The 14,512-nt window shown below is 59.1% G+C and carries 13 protein-coding genes and 1 pseudogene; 10 read left to right on the forward strand and 4 right to left on the reverse strand.

What is annotated here, in order from left to right; all coding sequences use genetic code 11:
* From VFN25_RS02340 to VFN25_RS02360, 5 genes and pseudogenes are all read left to right on the forward strand, one after another.
* A pseudogene (locus tag VFN25_RS02340) lies at nt 1–567 on the forward strand (hypothetical protein); the annotation flags it as partial.
* Nucleotides 564–2,450: a nucleoside-diphosphate sugar epimerase/dehydratase gene (locus VFN25_RS02345; RefSeq protein ID WP_325138408.1), complete on the forward strand. Its 1,887-nt coding sequence runs from the start codon at nt 564–566 to the stop codon at nt 2,448–2,450. The pseudogene VFN25_RS02340 and the gene VFN25_RS02345, both read left to right, overlap by 4 nt.
* Before the next feature lie 20 nt (nt 2,451–2,470).
* Nucleotides 2,471–3,367, forward strand: coding sequence for a UTP--glucose-1-phosphate uridylyltransferase GalU (gene galU / locus VFN25_RS02350; protein WP_325138411.1), 897 nt, complete (start codon nt 2,471–2,473; stop codon nt 3,365–3,367).
* Nucleotides 3,368–3,374: 7 nt separating this feature from the next.
* Entirely contained in the window at nt 3,375–4,568 is a 1,194-nt protein-coding gene (locus VFN25_RS02355) for an aminotransferase class I/II-fold pyridoxal phosphate-dependent enzyme (RefSeq protein ID WP_325138413.1), read from the forward strand.
* Nucleotides 4,569–4,685: 117 nt separating this feature from the next.
* A complete protein-coding gene (locus VFN25_RS02360; RefSeq protein WP_325138414.1) occupies nt 4,686–5,810 on the forward strand; it encodes an alanine--glyoxylate aminotransferase family protein in 1,125 nt (374 codons plus the stop codon).
* 265 nt (nt 5,811–6,075) lie between these two features.
* On the opposite strand, the gene infA is transcribed toward VFN25_RS02360, so the two are convergent.
* From infA to trxB, 4 genes are all read right to left on the reverse strand, one after another.
* On the reverse strand, nt 6,076–6,294 hold the full coding sequence (infA, locus tag VFN25_RS02365; protein WP_325138417.1) for a translation initiation factor IF-1: 219 nt from the start codon (nt 6,292–6,294) through the stop codon (nt 6,076–6,078).
* A gap of 208 nt (nt 6,295–6,502) precedes the next feature.
* Nucleotides 6,503–7,243, reverse strand: coding sequence for a leucyl/phenylalanyl-tRNA--protein transferase (gene aat, locus VFN25_RS02370; protein ID WP_325138419.1), 741 nt, complete (start codon nt 7,241–7,243; stop codon nt 6,503–6,505).
* Nucleotides 7,240–8,394, reverse strand: coding sequence for a GNAT family N-acetyltransferase (locus tag VFN25_RS02375; RefSeq protein WP_325138421.1), 1,155 nt, complete (start codon nt 8,392–8,394; stop codon nt 7,240–7,242). Before VFN25_RS02375 ends, aat begins: the two co-directional genes overlap by 4 nt.
* Before the next feature lie 78 nt (nt 8,395–8,472).
* Nucleotides 8,473–9,435, reverse strand: coding sequence for a thioredoxin-disulfide reductase (gene trxB / locus VFN25_RS02380; protein WP_325138423.1), 963 nt, complete (start codon nt 9,433–9,435; stop codon nt 8,473–8,475).
* A gap of 47 nt (nt 9,436–9,482) precedes the next feature.
* Between trxB and VFN25_RS02385 the strand changes: the two genes are divergently transcribed.
* The 5 genes from VFN25_RS02385 to VFN25_RS02405 form a co-directional block, all read left to right on the forward strand.
* Nucleotides 9,483–9,686, forward strand: coding sequence for a hypothetical protein (locus tag VFN25_RS02385; RefSeq protein WP_325138425.1), 204 nt, complete (start codon nt 9,483–9,485; stop codon nt 9,684–9,686).
* Between the two features lie 17 nt (nt 9,687–9,703).
* Nucleotides 9,704–10,771, forward strand: coding sequence for an alanine dehydrogenase (gene ald, locus VFN25_RS02390; RefSeq protein ID WP_325138427.1), 1,068 nt, complete (start codon nt 9,704–9,706; stop codon nt 10,769–10,771).
* Between the two features lie 45 nt (nt 10,772–10,816).
* Entirely contained in the window at nt 10,817–13,138 is a 2,322-nt protein-coding gene (locus VFN25_RS02395) for a DNA translocase FtsK (protein ID WP_325138429.1), read from the forward strand.
* A gap of 242 nt (nt 13,139–13,380) precedes the next feature.
* Nucleotides 13,381–14,031, forward strand: a complete 651-nt coding sequence (gene lolA / locus VFN25_RS02400; protein WP_325138431.1) for an outer membrane lipoprotein chaperone LolA — start codon at nt 13,381–13,383, stop codon at nt 14,029–14,031.
* A gap of 138 nt (nt 14,032–14,169) precedes the next feature.
* Nucleotides 14,170–14,512 (forward strand): MerR family transcriptional regulator (locus VFN25_RS02405; protein ID WP_325138433.1); only part of this gene is annotated, 343 nt, incomplete at its 3' end.

Raw genomic sequence — 14,512 nt, forward strand, 5'->3', positions numbered from 1 at the left:
GTATTCGTCGTTCTGGCACTGATTTGTGTTGATGCCGGCCGTCTAGGTGAAGCCCAGTCCATCGGTGTTTTCGCCGCCGCAACACTGGGTTTCATTCCGTTCAACTTTCCGCGCGCCCGTGTGTTCATGGGCGATGTCGGCAGTGGTGTGATCGGATTGCTCGTCGTCATCGCGATCGGCTGGCAGATCGCCGCGGTTCCGGCGTTGTGGGTCGCCGGATTGATTGCCTGTTCCGCCTTTGTTGTCGACAGTACTGCGACCTTGTTGTCACGCATGTTCAGCGGCCGCCGTTGGTATAATGCGCACCGTGAGCATCTTTATCAGTGGCTGGTCCGTTGCGGATTCAGTCATGCAAAGGTCACCGGATTCTATATGCTCTGGAACCTGTTGATCGTCGTACCTGCGCTGCTCTGTCTGCGAGATTCCGTTGCAGCAGGTAGCCAGAACGCAATTGAGGCGGGGTCGATTCTGGCCGGTGTCTATGCGCTGGCGTTGTTGACCTGGGTCGCTGGCAAGCGCTATTGCCTTGGCTCATCGATGGCCGCCTTGCGAAAGAGGGTTCCATGATCAAGAGGATCATCGCCAAGATTCATCCACGCCTGGCCGTGGTTGTCCATGACCTGAGCATGGTCTGGCTGGCATGGACTGCGATCACCTCGTTTCGCTGGTCGTTCGAGATGGAGCGCCCCGAGCTCGGCCTGTTTGGGCCCGAGGTTTTCCTCGTGCTCGCTGCACAAGGCTTGATCTTCTGGATCACCGGTCTCTACAAGGGTCTGTGGCGATTCGCCAGCTTGCCTGATTTGTGGAATATCCTGCGCGCGGCGACGCTTGGTGCATTGGCCATTTCCATCACCCTGTTTCTCTACAACCGACTGGAAACGGTGCCACGAACGGTATTGCTGGTTTATCCGCTGGCGCTTGCCGTCCTGCTCGGCTTGCCACGTCTGGCTTATCGCTACTGGAAGGACAATCGTCTCGATATTCTTTCGCGTTCGCCGGGCGTGCGCGTGCTCGTGCTTGGCGCGGGGCGCGCAGGTGACACTCTGGTGCGTGGCCTGGTTCGGGAAAATCGCTACCTGGTCGTCGGCATGCTTGACGACAACCCGAAGCTTCGCGGCGCGCGCGTACACGGTGTGCCGGTGCTCGGAACCCTTGAACAACTGGCCGAGTTGGCACGTGAGACCGCAGCACAAATGGTGCTGATCGCGATGCCATCGGCAAGTAACCCGCAAATGCAGCGAGTCGTCAGATTTTGCGAGGAGACCGGGCTTCCGTTTCGGACCATGCCGAGATTGGCTGATGTCGTGGCTGGTCGATCAAGCTTTGGCGAATTGAAAGAGGTCGCCATCGAAGACTTGCTTGGTCGCGAGCAGGTTCAGCTGGATTGGACGTCGATCCGTACCGGCATCTCAGGCAAGCGCGTGTTGATCACCGGCGGCGGCGGCTCGATTGGCTCGGAACTGTGTCGCCAGGTTGCCCGACTCGGTGCCGAGTCACTGACGATTCTCGAGCTTTCCGAGTTCAATCTGTACCGGATCGAGCAGGAGTTGCGGCGCGAGTTTCCGGATCTGCTGCTGGATTCAAGGATCGGTGATTGTGGCGATCCTGCAAGTTGCGACAAAGCCTTTGTCCAGGCCAGGCCCGAGGTGGTCTTCCACGCCGCGGCCTACAAGCATGTGCCCTTGTTGCAGGATCAGGTGCGCGAGGCGTTTCGCAACAATGTGCTCGGCACGCAGGTGGTTGCGGAAGCCGCCGATCGGCATGGCGCTGGCAACTTCGTGATGATTTCCACGGACAAGGCTGTCAATCCGAGCAGCGTCATGGGTGCCTGCAAGCGCGCTGCGGAGATTTTTTGCCAGAATTTTGCCGCGCAGTCGCAGACACGCTTCATCACGGTTCGATTTGGCAACGTGCTCGATTCGGCGGGTTCAGTCGTTCCGCTGTTTCGCAAGCAAATCCGGCGCGGTGGTCCGGTGACGGTGACCCATCCGGAGATCACCCGATACTTCATGACCATTCCGGAAGCCTGCCAGCTGATTCTGCAAGCGAGCGTGCTCGGCAATGGTGGAGAAATCTTCGCCCTGGACATGGGCGAGCCGGTCAAGATCACCTACCTGGCCGAGCAGATGATTCTGCTCGCCGGCAAGCAGCCCGGACGTGATATCGAAATCGTCTTTACCGGTCTGCGTTCGGGCGAGAAGCTTTTCGAGGAGTTGTTCCACCCGCTCGAGAACTACCAGGCGACCAACCACGCGAAGATTTTTCTCGCCCAACCACGCTGCATGGCCTGGGCATTGCTGACCCAGCAACTGCAACAAGCTCGTCTTGCCGTAGCCGATTACGACGAGGAACAATTGCGTCGCATTCTGGATCAACTACTGCCCGAATTCGCCGCGCGTGATACCGAGACGTCAGCGACCGTCATTCCGTTCGCGGCGCGCCCTTCCTGAATCCAATCGAGAGTAACCCGATGAGCAACGGTCGTCTTCGCAAGGTTGTTTTTCCCGTCGCTGGACTCGGTACGCGTTTCCTTCCCGCAACCAAGGTTGTGGCCAAGGAAATGCTGCCGGTCCTCGATCGTCCGCTGATCCAGTACGCGGTCGATGAAGCCGTTGATGCCGGTGCGGACACCCTGATTTTCGTCACCAATCGCTACAAGCATGCGATTGCGGATTATTTCGACAAGGCCTATGAGCTCGAAAGCAAGCTGGCCAAATCGGGCAAGGACGAACTGCTGGCGCTGGTCCAGGGGACCTTGCCGAAGAACGTGCGTTGCGTTTTCGTGACCCAGCCGGAAGCGCTGGGCCTCGGTCATGCCGTGCTTTGCGCGAAACCCGTGGTTGGTGATGAGCCGTTTGGGGTGATTCTCGCCGATGATTTGATCTGGAACGGCAATCCGGGTTCGGGTCGACATGGGGCGCTGCGTCAGATGTCCGAAGTTGCCGCACGTGAGGACGCCGGCGTCGTCGCGGTTGAGGAAGTACCGCAGCAAGATACCGGCAAGTACGGCATCGTCGACGCCGAACCGATCTCCGAGCGCGCTGCACGCATTCGTCTGGTTGTGGAAAAGCCGAAGCCAGAGGATGCGCCATCCAACCTGGCCATTGTCGGTCGCTATGTGTTGCCGGGCAGGATTTTCAGCCTGCTTGAACAGACCAAGCCCGGCGCCGGCGGCGAGATCCAGCTGACCGATGCAATTGAAGAACTGCTGCACGAGAAGCCGGTGCTGGCCTATCGCTTCGAAGGCACGCGCTTTGATTGCGGCAACAAGCTCGGTCTGGTCAAGGCGACTTTGCACATGGCATTGAACGACGCCCAGATCGGTGCCGAAACACGCGCCCATCTTGCTGCGCTGGGCGCAGGTTAGGCGAGTGATGCAATCCGACGAACCGGTGAATCGACCGAAGGACCTCAGCTATATTCTCAATCACCTTGGTGAGGAGCGTGCCGGTTACCACGGCGCCGTCGCGCCACCGATCGTGCAGTCGTCAATCTTCGCATTTGCGAACGTGGACCAGATGCGTCGTGGTTTCGCCGATGAATTCGGCGAGCACATGTACACCCGAGGCAATAATCCGACGGTGGCTGTGCTGCGCAAGAAAGTAGCGGCACTTGAAGGCGCCGAGGATTGCCTGGCATTTGGCAGCGGAGCGGCGGCCATGGCGGCGGCAGTTTTCGCCAGCGTCAAGGCGGGTGATCACGTCATCTGCGTTGCCAAGCCGTATAGCTGGACGCGCGCCTTGCTGCGCGATCTGCTGCCGAAATTCAACGTGTTGACAAGTTTTGTCGATGGCACCGAGGTGAAGAATTTCGAACACGCGATCAAGCCAGAAACGCGCCTTGTGGTTCTCGAAAGCCCAAACTCGATGACCTTCGAGCAACAGGATCTTTCGGCGGTGGCCAGGCTTGCGCGCGATCACGGCATGCGCACGATCTGCGACAACAGTTTCGCCTCGCCTCTCAATCAATCACCCATTGCGCACGGCATCGATCTGGTCGTGCACTCGGCAACCAAGTATCTGAATGGTCACAGCGATGTGGTAGCTGGCATGTTGTGTGGCAGCGAAGCGATTCTGCGCGAGGTGTTCAAGGGGCCGTACATGACCTTTGGCGCGATTCTCTCGCCGCACGATGCCTGGTTGATGATTCGCGGTCTGCGTACACTGGCCGTACGTATGGAGCGCATTGCCGCGACCACCGAAAAGGTGCTCGCCTTTGTCCAAGCGCATCCGAAAGTTCGTCGCGTCTACCATCCACACGCTGGCTCGTGTGAACAACCGGAATTGACCAGTTCCCAGCTCAGGCGGACCAGTGGGCTGCTGACTATCGATATCGAGACCGAGGAGGTCGCGGCGGTTGAACGATTCTGCAATGCGCTGAAACGTTTTCTGATGACGGTGTCCTGGGGTGGTTACGAATCCCTCGTGTTTCCGGTCTGCGCGGTGTTTCCGCCCGACGCGCCGCTGCGGGCGACGGGGATTCCGCTCAGCCTGGTCAGGTTGTCGATCGGACTTGAGGAAGCAGATGTCCTGATTGAAGACATTGCTCAGGCACTGGCGCAGGTCTGATGAAAAATTCGGGCAGACGGTTGCCAGCCGATGATTCCTGAAACGATTGCAGAACAGAGCGGAGCTCTCGCTCGGCCTGCTAAGCTGCCCTGATTGACATGTATTGAAGAGGTTGCAATGACACCGTTCCATCCCCCCGAAGTACTTCTGCTCGGTCCAGGCCCTTCGCCGGTGTCGAAGCGTGTTCTCGATGCCATGGCGCGAGCGACGATCGGCCATCTCGATCCGCGTTTTGTCGGCATGATGGATGAGCTGAAAGAACTGCTGCGTTATGCGTTCGAGACCAACAACGCACTGACCGTACCGATCTCCGCGCCGGGATCCGCCGGTATGGAAGCGGCTTTCGTCAATCTGATCGAGCCGGGTGACAACGTGGTGATCTGCCAGAACGGCGTTTTCGGCGCACGCATGCGCGAAAACGTGGTGCGCATCGGTGCCACGCCGATCATGATCAACGACGCCTTCGGCACGCCGATCGACTTGAACAAGGTCGAGTCGACACTGAAGGACAATCCCGGGGTCAAGGCGCTGGCGTTTGTCCATGCGGAAACTTCGACGGGGGTTGAATCGGATGCGGCGGCGCTGTGCAAACTGGCGCAGGATCATGGCGCACTGAGCATCGTCGATGCGGTGACCAGTCTCGGTGGGATTCCGGTTTGCGTTGATGGCTGGGGTGCCGACGCAGTCTATTCGGGCTCGCAGAAATGTCTTTCCGCGCCACCGGGTCTATCGCCATTTACCCTCAGTGAGAAAGCCGTGGCGGCGCTCAAGGCCCGACGCACCCCGGTACAAAGCTGGTTCCTCGATATGAGCCTGGTCATGGGCTATTGGCAGGGCAGTGGCGCACGTGCCTATCACCATACTGCGCCGATCAACATGCTCTACGCCCTGCACGAATCCTTGCTGATGTTCAGGGAGGAAGGTCGTGAAGCGGCATTTGCCAGGCATCGCGAAAATCATTTGCGTCTGGTCCGCGGACTGGCCGCGATCGATGTCGAGCTGCTGGTCGCCGAAGGTGCGCGTCTGCCGCAATTGAATGCGGTCAAGGTACCCGAAGGTGTCGACGAAGCAGCCGTGCGCAAACGTCTGCTCAGCGATTTCGATATCGAGATCGGCTCAGGTCTCGGTGAACTGGCGGGCAAGATCTGGCGCGTCGGCCTGATGGGCGCGGGCAGCAATCCGGAAAGCGTTGATCGCCTCGTCGATGCACTGGGTGTTTGTCTGGGGCGCAAGGCGGCATGAAATCTTGATCGGCGCTCAGGCCAATGCCGTTCGCGCAGAGCATGAGCGCCGATCCAACAGCACTTTTGCTTTGCAGAGCTAGCGGCATCAAGGTACTGGATTCTGGATCAGCAGCACATCCTGTGCCGTCCGGGATGAAGGCGACTCTGGAAATGGATTCCGTGTCGGCGTGCATCCATGCATTGCACGGGAAGAAGGCAATCTTGGGAATGGACCCCGGATCAACGTGCATCCATGCACCGTCCGGGGTGAGTTCATCCCGAACTCACTTCATGCGGTAGGTGATGCGGCCTTTGCTCAGGTCATAGGGAGTCATCTCGACCTTGACCTTGTCACCCGTAAGGATACGGATGTAGTTCTTGCGCATGCGACCCGAAATATGGGCGGTGACCACGTGGCCGTTTTCCAGCTTTACGCGGAACATGGTATTTGGAAGGGTCTCGAGGACCGCACCTTCCATTTCGATGACATCGTCTTTTGACATTTTTCTTTGGGGCTTAGCGTTGGAGGGCCGGGTAGCCGGACAATTCTACACGAACAGTGGGTTTTCCGCTGAAATTTGCATCCATTATTTTGAATGACGAGTGATCACAAGCTTGCTTTCCGCTTGGATATCCATGGAGCGATGCCCGGCCCGAGGCTCCGCCATGGTTGTCGCGGGCCTTGTCCTGGCCGTGAAATGAAAGCAGGGCTCAATCCGGTGCGGCGATGTTTCCCAGCAATTTTGGCGTCATTCCTTCAAACAGAGCGGACCAGGGGCCAGCAATCCCGGGTTTCGCGCCCAGTTCGGCAATGTGTTGGCTGAACTCGATCCTTGGCATTTCCACCGCGCCCAGCGTGCGTAAGTGCTCTGAGCTGACCTGGGCGTCGATTAGCGGAAGCCCGTGGCTTGAAAGCCCGCGACACAGTGCCAAGAGGGCGACTTTGGAGGCATGGTCGCGATGGCTGAACATCGATTCGCCGAAGAACATGCGCCCGATGGCGACGCCGTAGATGCCGCCGACCAGTACCCCATCCTGACGAATCTCGATGCTGTGAGCATGCCCTTGTTCGTGCAAGTGGCAATAGGCTTCGACCATCGCATCGGTGATCCAGGTGCCACCATCAGCACGGCGTGGCTGGGCACAGGCGTGAATGACCTCGGCGAATGATTGATCCGCGTGGATTGTCCAATTGCAGGCTTTCAACCAGCGGCGCAATCGTCTTGGTACATGGGGAGCCGCGCTGGCGATGACCATGCGCGGATCAGGCGACCACCACAAAATGGGCTGGCCTTCCGAATACCACGGAAAAATGCCTCGCGAGTACGCTGCCAGTAGACGTTCGCTGCGAAGATCTCCGCCGAATGCAAGCAGGCCGTTCGGATTGTCCAGCGCCGTTTCGACGTCAGGAAACACCATCGAATCGGCTGTCAGCAAGGGAAGCTGGATCACGACAGACCCGATTGTTCGGCGTAGGGCGAATGGGCGAGCAAATCGGCCCGATACATCTCCAGACCCCGGGATTCGCGATCCAGCGCGTCTGCGATGGCAGCGGCGAATCGAGGGTCGCGAATGCGATGGAATGAGCGCGTACGCACCGGCAGGAAACCGCGCGCGATCTTGTGCTCGCCTTGTGCGCCGGGTTCGAATCGCTGCAGGCCATGGCGAATGCAGTAATCGATGCCCTGATAGTAGCAGGCTTCGAAATGCAATCCGGGGATTTGCTCTTCGGCACCCCAGTAGCGTCCGTAGAGTGTGTCAGAGCTGCGCAGACAGAGCGCTGCGCCGATGATTCGATCGCCACGGTGGCACAACACGGCAACCACCTGGCGCGGCATGCTTCGTCCCAGATGGCGGAAGAAGCCATCAGTCAATGCCGGATGATTGCCGTGCGCATCGAAGGTGCTGCGATACAAATGGTGGAGCGTGCGCCATTCATTGTCATCGAGTTCATCGCCGTGACGGATTTCACAGCGAATCCCGGCTGCTGCGACCTGCGCTCTTTCCTGACGGATGTTTTTGCGTTTCTTTGGTTTCAGCGCAGCAAGGAATTCGTCGAAGTCTGCCCAGCCGCGATTCTTCCAGTGGAACTGCCAATCAAATCGAGGCAGCCAATCGGTTCCTGACATCGCCTCGACATCGGCTTCCCGAGTAAAATTGAGATGGGCCGAGGAAAGGCTGAGCGCTTCTGTTTGCTGATCAATCGCCGTGATCAGTGCGCGACGCAGCGTCTCGGGTTCGGCTGCGTTTCCGACAAGAAGGCGAGGCCCGGATACAGGCGAGTAGGGCACGCCACAGAGAAACTTCGGATAGTAGTCGAGCCCGTTGCGCTCGTAGGCGCTCGCCCACGACCAATCGAACACGAACTCGCCGTGGGAGTTGCCTTTCAGATACAGCGGTGCGGCGGCGACCAGGGTGTCTGCTGCGTAGAGTCCCAGTGGGCACGATTGCCAGCCGTATTCGTGACGAATGCAGCCGTGCGTTTCGAGTCCGGCGAGGAAGGCATGAGAGACAAAAGGGTGATCGCCGATGACCAGCGAATCCCATGCTTCGGCATCGATCTCGCTGACGCCATTGTGCATGCGGAGTTCAAGCTGCGACATGGTGACCTGATCCGCGCTTTCGCGTTTGTGCGTATGTATTTCTGAAGGCGTTCCGACAATGAGCGATTTTTGGCCTGATCAGCCAGCCAGACCGAGCTTGTCGAGATATTTTTCCGCATCGAGCGCGGCCATGCAGCCGAAACCGGCCGAGGTCACCGCCTGCCGATAGACCTGATCGGCAACATCGCCGGCGGCGAAAACGCCAGGAACACTGCAAGCCGTGGCATTGCCTTCGAGGCCGGTGCGGATGGTGATGTAGCCGTTGCGCATATCGAGTTGGCCCTCGAAGATGCCGGTATTTGGCGTGTGGCCGATGGCGACGAACATGCCGCTCACGGCAATGTCGTGGGTCGATCCATCCTTGGTGCTTTTGACGCGAATGCCGGTTACACCGGTCGCGTCGCCGAGGACTTCGTCGACGCTGTGGTCCCAGACGATGTCGATCTTGCCGGCGGCCTGCTTTTCGAACAGCTTGTCCTGCATGATCTTCTCGGCGCGCAGCTTGTCGCGGCGATGCACAAGGGTGACCTTTTTCGCAATATTGGCCAGATACAGCGCTTCTTCGACGGCCGTATTGCCACCGCCGATGACGGCGACCTCCTGATCACGGAAGAAGAAACCATCGCAGGTCGCACAGGCGGAAACGCCCTGGCCCTTGAACTTGTCTTCCGATTCGAGGCCGAGGTACATCGCTGTGGCGCCGGTGGCGATGATCAGCGCATCGCAGGTGTATTCGCCGCTGTCACCGAGCAATCGGAATGGCCGCTGCTTGAGTTCGGCAGTATGGATGTGGTCGAAAATGATCTCGGTATTGAAACGCTCGGCGTGCTTTTGCATGCGTTCCATCAAGGCCGGCCCCTGCAAGCCCTCAACGTCGCCAGGCCAGTTGTCGACATCGGTGGTGGTCATCAGTTGCCCACCCTGGGCGAGTCCGGTGATCATGGTGGGCTTGAGATTGGCGCGTGCTGCGTAAACCGCTGCAGAGTATCCGGCAGGGCCAGTTCCAAGGATGAGAAGACGCGAGTGTTTCGGGGTCGTCATGTATAATCCCGGCCGTTCTCCGGCCTCTGGTTGGTCGATGGTTTTCGATGTCGGCCAGCGTGTTCGAGAAGTTCGCTGGCTGCCGACAAGGCATGATTTCATTTTCGATCTGGCAGACGATCGGCGATTCGCTCGCCGCGCGTGCAGGTGAGGAGGATGGGGTGCCGGAGAGGATGAATCAAGATGTCGTGCTCGACACGCATCGGCTATTGGAAACAATCGCATCGGCAAACCGCTGCTGCGCCCCTTGATCAAACTGGAGATTCTGATGCGTATCGGTATTCCGTCCGAGACCAAGACCCTTGAAGGTCGTGTCGCCCTCGTTCCAGCCGCTTGTGCCGATCTTGTCCTGCGTGGCCACGAGGTTTTCATTCAATCCGGTGCCGGTATCAAGAGCGGCTTCAGCGATGATGATTTCTCGACACATGGCGTGAAAATCGTTGCCGATGCCGAAAAGCTCTACGAAATGGGCGAAATGATCGTCAAGGTCAAGGAGCCGATCACCGGCGATCTCAAGTATTTGCGCAAGGATCATTTGCTGTTTTGTTACCTGCATCTGGCCGCCGAGCCTGCCTTGACCAGGAGTCTTCTCGATATCGGCCTGACCGGAATCGCCTTTGAGTCGGTTGAGGACAAGGATGGCTCGTTGCCATTGCTGGCGCCGATGTCGATCATTGCCGGTCGCATTGCAACCCAGGTCGGTACGCACCTGCTGCATCAACCGATGGGCGGCAAGGGCAAGTTGCTCGGTGGCCTGCCTTCGACCGATCGCGGCAAGGTGGTTGTCCTCGGCGCCGGCGCCGCGGGTGGTAATTCGGCTGCACTGGCAGCAGCCGGTGGCGCCAATGTCGTCGTTTTCGACAAGCGCCCGGATCGCCTTGCCCAGATGATGGCACTTGGGGCGAACGTCACTGCGCTTTACCCGTATGAGGAATACGTCGCGCGCGAGTTGCGCAACGCGGATCTCGTCATCGGCGCGGTGCTTGTACCCAGCGCCCGTGCTCCGCGCGTCGTCACCGCCGCGATGGTCAAGGATATGGAGCCGGGCAGTGTGCTCGCTGATATCTCGATTGATCAGGGCGGCTGCTTTGAAACCTCAAAGCCGACCACCTGGAAAGATCCGACCTATGTGGTCGACGGCGTCACCCATTTCGCCGTGACCAACATGCCCGGTGCGGTGCCGCAGACCTCGTCGCAGGCGATCTCCGCGGCCATTCTGCCCTACGTTCAGCGCCTTGCCAGCGGTCCGTCCTGGCGTGACTACGCACCGCTGAATGGAGGTATCAATGTCGATGCCGGCAAGATTGTTCATCCTGCGCTCGAAGGCGTGGTTTGAATAAAAACAATCGCTTGCCACGATAATTTAAGGTAAGTTCTGCTCGTGGCGCGAGAATCCAAAACCAAGAAACCCATCCCGGTCAACGACAAGCTGCAACGCCGCTTGCGCGAGGTGGGTTTTCTGCTGTTGCTGCCGTTGGCGGTGTATCTGTTCGTCTGCCTGTGGACCTATAGCCCGATGGACCCTGGCTGGTCGCATGCGGGTGGCACTGAAAAAGTCCTCAACTTCGGAGGCAGGGTCGGCAGTCACCTCGCCGACTTGCTGTTTTATTTTTTCGGCGGACTGGCCTATGCCTTCCCGGCGCTACTGCTGCTGACCGGAGCACTGGTGTTGCGGGGCGCCGACAAGGTCGAGCATTCACCGATCGAACCGGCCTTGCGCTTGGTCGGTGGACTGGCCTTTTTTATCGCCGGATCCGGCCTTGCCTACCTCCATTTCAATGGTCCGAGTGAATTGCCCGCCCAGGCCGGCGGCGTACTTGGCTCCTTGATTGGCACTTCGCTGATGAAGGGCTTTGGCTTCCTTGGCGCCACCCTGTTTTTGCTCGCCCTGTTTCTGATCGCGATTACTTTGGCCACCGGCTTGTCGTGGTTCAAGCTGATGGACTGGATCGGGCGCAGCCTGATTTCCCTGTTCGCTTGGGTTCGCGACCGCTCCCGACGTTCCGTGGACTGGAGTGCGGCTCGCCAGGCGCGTGTCGAAAGGGAAGTGGTGCGCAAAGTCGACACCGTACGCCGGTCGCAACGTGAACCACTCAAGATCGAGCCGGTCCTGGCACCCATTGGCAAAAGCGATCGGGCTAGGCGTGAAAACCAGATTCCGCTTTTTGTCGGTTCATCGACCGAGGGCGAAGTGCCGCCACTGGCCTTGCTTGACGAGCCCAAACAGCGTCTATCCGGCTATTCGCAGGAAACCCTCGATGCTCTGTCACGACAGGTCGAGTTCAAGCTCAAGGATTTTCGCATCGACGCCGAAGTCGTCAGTGCGCACCCGGGGCCGGTTATCACGCGCTTCGAGATGCAACCAGCACCTGGAATCAAGGGCAGCCAGATTTCCAGCCTCGACAAGGACATTGCCCGCGGCCTGTCGGTGATGAGCGTGCGTGTGGTCGATGTGATTCCGGGCAAATCGGTGATCGGTCTCGAAATTCCGAACGTCAATCGCGAAATTGTCTATCTGTCGGAAATCCTGCGCTCGGACAAATACGACCAGCTCAAGTCGCCACTGGCGCTTGCGCTGGGCAAGGATATCGGCGGCGCGCCAGTCGTCGTCGATCTCGGCAAGATGCCGCATCTGCTGGTCGCCGGCACGACCGGATCGGGCAAGTCGGTGGCCTTGAACGCGATGGTGCTGAGCCTGCTGTACAAGGCCAGCGCAAGTGATGTGCGCATCATCATGATTGACCCGAAGATGCTTGAGCTCTCGGTTTACGAGGGCATTCCGCATCTGCTTGCTCCGGTCGTCACCGACATGAAAGAGGCGGCCAATGCGTTGCGCTGGTGCGTCGCCGAGATGGAGCGTCGCTACAAATTGATGGCCGCCGTTGGCGTGCGCAACCTGGCCGGATTCAACAAGAAGGTGCGGGATGAGGAAGCCAAGGGTCAGCCCTTGCTCGATCCGCTGTTCCGCCCCGACGCCTCGCAACCCTCGATCAAGGCCGAGCCGCTCAAACCGCTGCCGTACATCGTCGTCATCATCGACGAGTTCGCCGACATGATGATGATCGTCGGCAAGAAAGTCGAAGAGCTGATCGCCCGGCTTGCGCAGAAGGCGCGTGCGGCCGGCGTGCATCTGATTCTTGCCACCCAGCGTCCCTCGGTCGATGTCATCACCGGCCTGATCAAGGCGAATATTCCGACCCGCATTGCCTTTCAGGTTTCAAGCAAGATCGATTCGCGCACGATTCTCGATCAATCCGGCGCGGAGACCCTGCTCGGTCACGGCGACATGCTCTATCTGCCACCCGGCACGGCCACGCCCGAGCGTGTCCACGGCGCCTTCGTCGATGACCACGAGGTGCACAAGGTGGTCGAATGGCTGCGCGCCCAGGGCAAGCCTGACTATATCGACGGGGTGCTCGAGGAAACCCAGACCATGGCCGATGGCAAGATCATCAGCGAAACCGGCATTCCGCAAGATGCTGCCGATGCCGAAGGCGGTGAGGATGCCGTGCTCTATGACAAGGCCGTCGCCATTGTCACCGAAACCCGGCGCGCATCGATCTCGGGTGTGCAGCGGCATCTGCGCATCGGCTACAACCGCGCTGCTCGATTGATCGAGCAGATGGAGCGTGATGGCGTGGTCAGCGGCCCCGAACACAATGGCAGCCGCACCGTGATCGCGCCGCCGCCGCCACGCGACTGAATTACGTACGCCCTCGCTTGTCCATTGAATCCACACATCTTTTCGCTCATTCGGCACTATTTCCTGCAATGGCCTCAATCGCGAAAACCCCGTAAATCCAATGTCTTGCGCGATCATCGCGCGAACTCACGAATTGTCCGGACTGCGAGATTCCAGCCAGCGATCCTTCAGCGCCGCTGTGGGATTCTTCGCTGTCGCCATGTCCTGGTGTTGCCGAATCCAAAGTTGAGGAAAAAAGACCGATGCTGCGTGTCATTCTTTTCATGATCAGCCTGGCTGCGATGCCGGTACATGCTGCCGATTCCGCGCGCTCACGCCTCGAAGCGTTTTCCCAGGGAATCCAGACGGTCAGCGCGCATTTCGAGCAAACAGTGATCGGCGCCAAGGGCAATCGTGGCGATACCTCAGCCGGGACCCTGGCGCTCAAGGCGCCGCGCCAGTTCCGCTGGCAGACAACCACACCCTACGAGCAACTGATCGTCGCCGATGGCAACCGTGTCTGGATCTACGATCCGGATCTTGAGCAGGTCAGCGTGCGCAGCCAGGGTGCCGAGGAGGCGCACAGTCCGCTCGCGGTTCTGACCGACCTTTCCCAGCTCGATCATGATTTCACCGCGACTGAGGCCGGCAGCCATGATGGCTTGCAATGGCTGAAGCTGGTTTCCAAGGCCAAGGAACCGGAATTCGCCTTCGCGGAACTGGGCTTTGACAGCAAGAATCTGCTGCAAATGCGCTTCGAGGACGCCCTCGGCAATACCACTGAAATTCACTTTTCGGACTGGAAGCGTGATCCCCGCTTGGGCGCAGACACCTTTACTTTCACGCCGCCCGAAGGCATCGATATCGTTGGGGATCCGGGTGCTGATGCCGAGGTCTTTCCGGTTAGTGACTGAGTCTTGTCTGGTCCCGCAAGCTGACTGAAACCTGAACGAATGAACGGAAAACCCTTGACCTTGGACTAGGGTCAAGGGTGCAAGCTATCGCCTTCGCGACGTGGACTGCACGTCGAAGTCCATAAAACGGAGGCGGCAATGACCAGCTTTGCAATCGGCCAACTCGCCAGCGCAGCCGGTGTCGGCATCGACACGGTGCGCTACTACGAGCGCAGCGGCCTGCTCAAGCCCGCGGCACGTTCGGCATCGGGCTATCGGAAATACGGCGAGAACGAGCTCGATCGCCTGAACTTCATCCGTCGCGCCCAACACCTCGGTTTCAGTCTGGCCGATATCGCCGAATTGTTGGCGATCAGCGGTCGCGGCGATGTTGCTGCGATGTATCAGGCCGCCGAAGTCCGTCTCGCCGATATCGATAACCGCATTGCCGAACTGCGCCGCGTCCGCGACGCCTTGACCACGCTCATGTCGGAATGTCCAC

This window comes from Dokdonella sp. (genome assembly GCF_035703485.1).
Classification (GTDB): Bacteria; Pseudomonadota; Gammaproteobacteria; order Xanthomonadales; family Rhodanobacteraceae; genus Dokdonella.

What these genes read in the sequence shown, in the direction of transcription:
- trxB (WP_325138423.1), bottom strand. Translation starts at nt 9,435, where the DNA reads ATGACGACCCCGAAACACTCGCGTCTTCTCATCCTTGGAACTGGCCCT.
- VFN25_RS02375 (WP_325138421.1), bottom strand. Translation starts at nt 8,394, where the DNA reads ATGTCGCAGCTTGAACTCCGCATGCACAATGGCGTCAGCGAGATCGAT.
- VFN25_RS02345 (WP_325138408.1), top strand. Translation starts at nt 564, where the DNA reads ATGATCAAGAGGATCATCGCCAAGATTCATCCACGCCTGGCCGTGGTT.
- infA (WP_325138417.1), bottom strand. Translation starts at nt 6,294, where the DNA reads ATGTCAAAAGACGATGTCATCGAAATGGAAGGTGCGGTCCTCGAGACC.
- ald (WP_325138427.1), top strand. Translation starts at nt 9,704, where the DNA reads ATGCGTATCGGTATTCCGTCCGAGACCAAGACCCTTGAAGGTCGTGTC.
- VFN25_RS02360 (WP_325138414.1), top strand. Translation starts at nt 4,686, where the DNA reads ATGACACCGTTCCATCCCCCCGAAGTACTTCTGCTCGGTCCAGGCCCT.
- VFN25_RS02385 (WP_325138425.1), top strand. Translation starts at nt 9,483, where the DNA reads ATGTCGGCCAGCGTGTTCGAGAAGTTCGCTGGCTGCCGACAAGGCATG.
- galU (WP_325138411.1), top strand. Translation starts at nt 2,471, where the DNA reads ATGAGCAACGGTCGTCTTCGCAAGGTTGTTTTTCCCGTCGCTGGACTC.
- lolA (WP_325138431.1), top strand. Translation starts at nt 13,381, where the DNA reads ATGCTGCGTGTCATTCTTTTCATGATCAGCCTGGCTGCGATGCCGGTA.
- VFN25_RS02355 (WP_325138413.1), top strand. Translation starts at nt 3,375, where the DNA reads ATGCAATCCGACGAACCGGTGAATCGACCGAAGGACCTCAGCTATATT.